The sequence below is a fragment of the Anaerosporobacter sp. genome (genome assembly GCF_965301125.1).
This window is the reverse complement of the sequence record NZ_CBDLAM010000181.1, coordinates 1-7,499: the sequence shown is the minus strand read 5'-3', so window position 1 is coordinate 7,499 and position 7,499 is coordinate 1. Positions and strand designations below refer to the sequence as shown.

The 7,499-nt window shown below is 36.0% G+C and carries 2 protein-coding genes; both read left to right on the top strand.

What is annotated here, in order from left to right:
* Positions 1 to 323, top strand: a 323-nt coding sequence (locus ACW2QF_RS15935; RefSeq protein WP_455716997.1) for a hypothetical protein, incomplete at its 5' end; no start/stop codon positions are given.
* Between the two features lie 256 nt (positions 324 to 579).
* Positions 580 to 7,488: an alpha-amylase family glycosyl hydrolase gene (locus ACW2QF_RS15930; RefSeq protein WP_455716996.1), complete on the top strand. Its 6,909-nt coding sequence runs from the start codon at positions 580 to 582 to the stop codon at positions 7,486 to 7,488.
* The last annotated feature ends 11 nt before the right edge of the window (positions 7,489 to 7,499 follow it).

Sequence of the window (7,499 nt, the reverse complement as noted above, 5' to 3'; positions counted from 1 at the left end):
CTACTACTAATAATAATACAACAACAAATAATACAACAACAAATAATACAACTACGAACAATAACACAACAGCAAACAACAATACAACAGCAAACAACGATACAAACAACAATACAACAGCAAACAACAATACAACAACAAACAATAACACAAGAGTAAACGTTGGTGATAACTCAGAAGAGAACTTTGATGCGCCTATAACAAGAAGTATCGTACAAGAATATGTTAATTTACTAACAGCTTCTAAAAATGAAATCACAACAGAAGTAGAAAACTTCTATACGAATCTTAACACGTTAATTGCTGAGAAATTTGGTATCTAATAGAATATATATTTTGAATTGTAATAATGCACCTTCTGAATGCTGAGGTATTTAGGGGGTGTTGTTATATTTGCACAAAAATTCTTTAGTGACAAAAACAAATAATATTCGACATGTTTAATAATTCGAAAAAATTCGAAAATATTTTATGTAAAGTGTTGATTAGAATTACATATTATGGTATTAATATATATGTATGGATGACATACATGGGGTTTACAAGATGAAACATCATTTTAAGAGAAGGAGATTTATTATGAAGCAAAAAGGTGTATTAAAAAAAGTGACAAGCATCTTAATGGCGCTTGTTATGGTTGTTACCTTAATGCCTGATAACCTTAGAGTTATTAAGGCGGAGTCTACAGAAGAAATAGCGACTAGAAGACTTGACGATAAGGTACAGCTAGTTGTTGGGGGACAATCATACACAATGAATTTGTATAGTGATGGATTGTATGAAACTACAGTTCCTACCGCTTCCGGCTCAGCTATACAAGTTAAGGTTAATGACCAAAAGATTGGGGAATCTACATGGACGAATGAGACTGGTGAAGATGTACGTGTTACATATGATTCTGTTTCTAAAGAGATTCAGAATTCAATCACAGATAGTGCGTCATTTAAAAAAGCGGCTACTTGGGTAGGTACTCTAGATTTAATCCCTGGAGCAGGTTTATCAAACTGGTCAGTCGTAGACGCAAATGGTAATTTAGATTACAAAGGTGGCGGTATATTTAGTAAAATATTTGATTTTACTGCTTTATCTACAGATGTGACATTAGATGATAATGGCTATAAGGTTGCATATAACAATGCTTGGGGAAATGGAGAAGTTGCAGATGAAGATAAAGTAGCGCTTACTATTCCGGCAAGTTCAGATAAAATTACAGTCTATGCTAATTCAAAAACAGGTTACATAACAGATTCCGTTAATACCCCATCTATTGGGAAAGAGGTTTCATTAATCGGTACCGTTAGGAATGATGAAACAAGTAATTGGAAAGTAGATGATTCTGGTTGGGAATTTGCGAATATAAATGGGGAATACGCAGTATTTAATAAGGTGTTCGATGCGGGGGATTACGAGTATAAAGTAGTACTTAACAAATCGGATTACCCATCATGGAGTAATATAAGTTTGAACTTAGCAAGTCAAACTAATGTTGTATTCGTCTATGATTACGCAGCTGATTACGTCTATGATTCTGTTAATGATTATGATAAAGTAGCGTCTGTGCTTGGATTTCCAGCTAGTGGAGAAGAGGAATTATTACCAGATAGCTTTGTAGCACAACCTGGTGGAGAAAGTGTATGGAGAGTGACTGGTGATTGCTCGCAGTTTGATAATTGGAATCAAGCCGGACAAAACGGTATTATGAGTCATCTTGTAGGAGAGTATTATGCTAAATCTGTTGTGTTAAATGCAGGTACATATGAATTCAAATTTACTAAGAATGGTTCTTGGGATGGGGCAATAGGTGGAACACAGGATAACTTCAAATTGAAGTTAACAGAGAAAACGAAGGTTAATTTCTATCTGAATGATGATTTAGAAGGAAGCGATCGTGTACGTACTAATCTAGATTCTTTGGCTGAGCAAGGATTAAAACAATATGTTCCAGCCAGATCTACTAATACATGGCCTAGGTTGGTTGGGGATATCCAGACATTACTTGGGGATAAAGTGGATTGGAGTCCTGAAGAAGCCAAGAATATGTTTATAGATTATTACTTCAATGATACGGAATATCGTTTACAAAGAACTTTATCACCAGAGAAATTTCCAGCTACGTATAATATAAAAGTTGTATACGGAAACAGCTGGGACGGTGTTGATTATGGTGATGGTAATAATAATCATGTACTTAAATTATTAGATGCAGCTAATGTAACATTCACAACAACAGTTCCATCTGAGTTTGAAGATGCAAAAGGTACAATAAAAGATGATTATAAGCCTCAAAATTCAGCTTACGATGGTAAGATTAATACTGCTGAACTATATTTTGATAGCCAATCCACTACATATAAGAGCCCATTTGGAGCAATTCCGATGGAAAGTGAAGATGTCACATTCCGATTTGCAACAGAAGCGGGAGATGCTCAGTTAGTAAAATTAGAGTTAGCAGATGGTAATGATATAGCTAAGACATATCCGATGAATATTGCTACAGTATTAGATGGTAAGGATTATTGGGAGGTTACAGTACCAGCGAAAGATTTTGACTCTATTGGTATATGGACATATAAATTTATAGTAGTTGATGGATTAACAAAATTGGAATATGGTGATGATGGAGTTTCAGGTGGAACTGGTGCTTTTTTAGAAGAAGGACAGACGGGATATAACTTAACTGTATATGAAAAAGACTATAAAACCCCTAATTGGATGAAGAATGCAGTGGTGTATCAAATCTTTCCGGACCGTTTTTATGATGGAGATTCAAGTAATAACAAAGCTAAATTAGTAGATGGTTCAAGAGGGGATGACATTCAATTATTTGATGGTTCAGAAGGATCAGATGGTACGTGGTCTGATTTACCTGAAAACCCAAGGCAATCAGAAGAAGCAAACAAGCCATACTATCCAGATGCTACAACAGATGGAGTTTGGTCCAACGAGTTCTATGGTGGAGATATTAGTGGTATTAAGCAAAAATTATCATACTTGAAGAACCTAGGTGTTACGGCTATTTATCTTAATCCAGTATCATGGGCAGCATCAAACCATAAATATGATGCAACAGATTATAAAAACCTTGACCCTATGTTTGGAGAACCTGTCTATAATATAGAGGGTGACCCTACTTCCGGATTAAATTATGAAGAAACCAAGAAAGCTTCGGATAAAGTATATGAAGCTTTTTCAAAAGCATGTAATGACCTTGGAATCTATTTAATTTCAGATGGTGTATTCAACCATGTAGGTGATGATTCTATCTATTTTGATAGATATGAGAAATATCCTGAGATTGGAGCTTATGAATATTGGAGTAGAGTCTGGGATACCGTAGAAAAGGAAAAAGTTACACAGGCTGAAGCTGAAAAGCAAGTAAAGGATTACTATAAGTTACAGATCAATACAAGTACCAATGCTTATTACTCGGATGAAGACTTTGCATACACAACATGGTTCGAAGTTGGACCAGAGAAAGTATATGATGATGCAGGTAACTTTGTTCGTTATGAATATGAATGTTGGTGGGGATATGACTCACTACCATGTGTAAAAGCAGTATCTGCAGAAGAAACCAATTTAACTAACGACGAGAATGCAACGATAGCTGGTTCTCATGAGTATAACAATGTTAATTATCGAGGTGAAGTAATTGGTTATGACCTAACAGGAAAATCAAGTGAAGAAGCAACTGAAGCAATGCAAGAAGCGAACTCACAAAAATGGTTATGGATGGGATCTAGTGGCTGGCGACTTGACGTTGCTCCAGATGTATCCGATGAGACCTGGCAGCAATTCAGGAAGGCTGTTAAATCAGCAGAGGGATACACCGATGTTAATGGTAATACGATTCCAGAGCCTATTGTACTTGGTGAAGAATGGGGAGTTGCAACGAAATATCTATTAGGGGATATGTTTGACTCTGTTATGAATTATCAATTCCGTGCAGCATTACAGAACTTCATTATTAATGGAGCGGATGCTAAGACATTTAATGCACAACTTGAAACAATTCGTGAAAACTATCCAGAAGAAGCATGGTATGCAATGCTTAACTTAGTAGACTCCCATGATACGGTACGTAATATAACAAAGATTGATAATCCGACTTGGGAAGAAGAGAATATAGCCAATGCACCAGAAGCATCGGAGCGTGCAATTAAGCTACAAGCATTAACAGCTATTTTCCAATTAAGTTATCCAGGGGCTCCAACCATCTATTATGGAGATGAAGTAGGTGTAACAGGAACAAAGGATCCGGATTCAAGACGTACCTTCCCATGGGAAAGAATTAATTCGGCTGATAATACAATCTCAAATGCATATGCAAGTAAATATGGTGACCTATATAATACCTATGTAAAAGCAGCTGATGTACGTAATTCCAATAAAGATATATTTGCAACTGGTGAAATTATGACTGCGTACGCTGAGGGAAATGTAATTGCATATGCTAGAAAGAGTGATACAAAGGGTGGTTTAGCAGCAATCAATACATCGGATAAAGCAGTAACATTCGATGCAGATGTGACAGATTTCCTTCCAGAAGGACTTACATTAAAAGATCAATTAGGAGGATCTATTCAAGAAACTGTTAAGGATGGTAAAGTAACGATTACAATACCTGCATATTCAGGAATTATGATGGTATCGTCACAAAGTTTTGAAGAACTTCCTGTAGCTCCTACGAATGTAGTTGCCCATGAAACAAACGGTGCTTCAGGTAAGGTTACAGTTACTTGGGAGGCTGTAGAAGGTGCAGATTCTTATGGTGTATATCGTGCATATCTTGATGGTGCGCAAAAGGTCTTAATCAAAACTGTAGATGGTAAGGTTACATCTTACGAAGATACAACGGTAGAGAATGGTACAAGATATTATTACTATGTTAAGACAATTAAGGGGAGTGTATCAAGTAATTATAGTACATATGCAACGGCGCTACCATCTTATAAAATTACTAGTATCACTAAACCAACAGATGTTGCAGAAGTTTCTCTTGGTGTAGGAAATACAACAGAAGAAATTGATGTAACAATTACAATTCCAGGGTTAACGGATAATGCATTGTATACAGATAAGGATGTTTCAGGATTAACCTTTATGCTTATGTACTATTATGATAACAAAGAAAGTGCAGAGAGCGTTAAATTACGTTATAAGGAAGATGTTGTGACAGATGGTCAGATTACAGGTAAGATATATAGTACGGTATTCGAACCTACAAGAGCGGTAAGTTACAAGTATTATGCGAAAGCAACAGTGAATAATGGATATACCTATGAATATTCTGCTGAGAATAGCGTGAAAGTAAATCCGTCAGGTAATACAAGTAAACCAACAAAGCCAGAATTACAACAATCCATATCTGAATCCAACCGAGTTACATTGAATTGGACGTGCGAGGATGATTCAATCAAAGGATTCGATATCTTCCGAAGACAGGTAATAAAGACGGACACTGGTAAAGAAACCTTTACAGAGTACCAACGTATTGATACTGTGGCTGCAGATGTTAGTAGCTATATTGATTACGCCGTAAACAACGATACGAAATATCAATATTATGTAGAAGCCTTTGATGAAAATTACAACCGTACAGAATCCTCTGAAATGGAGGTGACACCAAAACTAGTAATGGTTGAGGTAACAATGCGTTTAACAATTCCGTCTAAGGTATACACGTCAGCGACAGATTCTATCTATATCGCTTCGGATGCAAATGGTTGGTCAGCAAATGGATGGGAACTTAAGAAGCCAAGTGGCGCTACAGATAGTGACATCGTAGAATATACATTTAAAATGATGGCAGGTAAGAAGATTCAATATAAATATACAAGAGGAACATGGGCTACAGAAGCTTTAACAAGTAATAAAGCAAATGATACAACTTCACCTGGAAATTATGGTTATAGCTCTATGGATACTAATATATCACTTACAATTCGTAATCAAGGTGGTAATAAGATGTTGGTTGAAGACTATGTACTCCGTTGGACTGATATGCCACTAATGGTTACCGTTCCAAGAATATCATATGGTGATGAAGACATTAGTTATGAAACTACGGATGAAAACTTTAATCTTCAAGCAAGTGTGCCAATGGGTGGAATATTTACGATTAATGGAACTGACATTAATACAATGAAAGAGGGAGCGTTAGATCAATATGGCAACGTTCGACTTGATAATATTCCTCTTAAAGTGGGTGTAAACACATTTGTGCTTCATATTGAGCCAACAGAAGCAACTAAAAAGCTAGAGTGGTTAACGGATACAGGTAGAATTGAGTCACAGATGACAGCTACAAAAACAATCACAATCACTAGAAAACAGACGGGAGACCAAGGTGGAAATCAAGGCGGTTCAACAAGTGATGAAAGTGGTGATTCTAGTTCGTCAAAAGAACCTAATTTAGCAAATCAAAGTGGTGTAAGTGGTTGGGAACAGATAATAAAATCTCTTGAAACGATTGTAAAAGAGTTGGATAAAGAAAGTGCAGAGACAAAAGTAGTTGAGATAGATATGAATAATGCTACGACTGTACCATATAAGATGTTTGAATTAATCTCTGGCACACCAATTAACTTAGTAGTTGTTATGGATGGTTACAGTTGGAGTATAGACGGTAAGACAGTAGATTTAAAAACATTAGAAAAACTAGAGAAATCGGGAAGCAATATTGATCTTGGTTTCGCTACTATAACGGCAGATAAAGATAAGCAAAATATCGATGCCATGATTAAGAACACATTAGAAAGGAACAAAGATACACGTTCCATTACAAGCGTTACTTACTTTGAATTAGGGCATAATGGAGTCTTCCCATTTGAAGCTAAGTTAACCTTTATGGCGGGCAAAGAGTATGCAGGGAAGTCTATCTTCTTAAATTATGTTAATGAGAAAGCTAATCAAGTACAACCACAGTGCTACGTAAGAGTAATGGATAATGGTCAAGTGGTCATTACTATGCCACATGCATCTAAGTATGTTGTTACGCTTGAGAATACAGTATTACCAACATTACTATCTAAGAAGACTCTTTATACTGGTAACACGTATACATTAGGATCTAAAATTAAGAACTCCTTACCGGGTGACACAGCTACGTATTATTCAAGTAAGAAGTCAGTTGTATCTGTTAGTAAGTCGGGTAAACTTACTGCTAAGAAGGCTGGAACAGCAACGATTACAACAAGATATGTACAAAATGGTAAAGTATATGTATTCTTAACAAAAGTTACGGTTAAAAATCCTTACATCAAATTAACTGCAGTACCAAGTAAATTAAAGGTTTCTGATACATTTACATGCAAGGCAAAGGCATATGGTACAAAGGGTACAATTGTTTGGTCAGTATCAAATAAAAAGATCGCATCAATTGATAAAAAAACAGGTAAACTAAAGGGTAAGAAGGCTGGAAAAGTAGTAGTAACAGCAAAGGTTGGAAAGATTACTAAGAAGTTTACGGTAACTATAGCAAAGTAGATATAATAACC

Excerpts from the sequence above, each read along its gene's own strand:
- ACW2QF_RS15930 (WP_455716996.1), top strand. The coding sequence starts at position 580 with ATGAAGCAAAAAGGTGTATTAAAAAAAGTGACAAGCATCTTAATGGCG.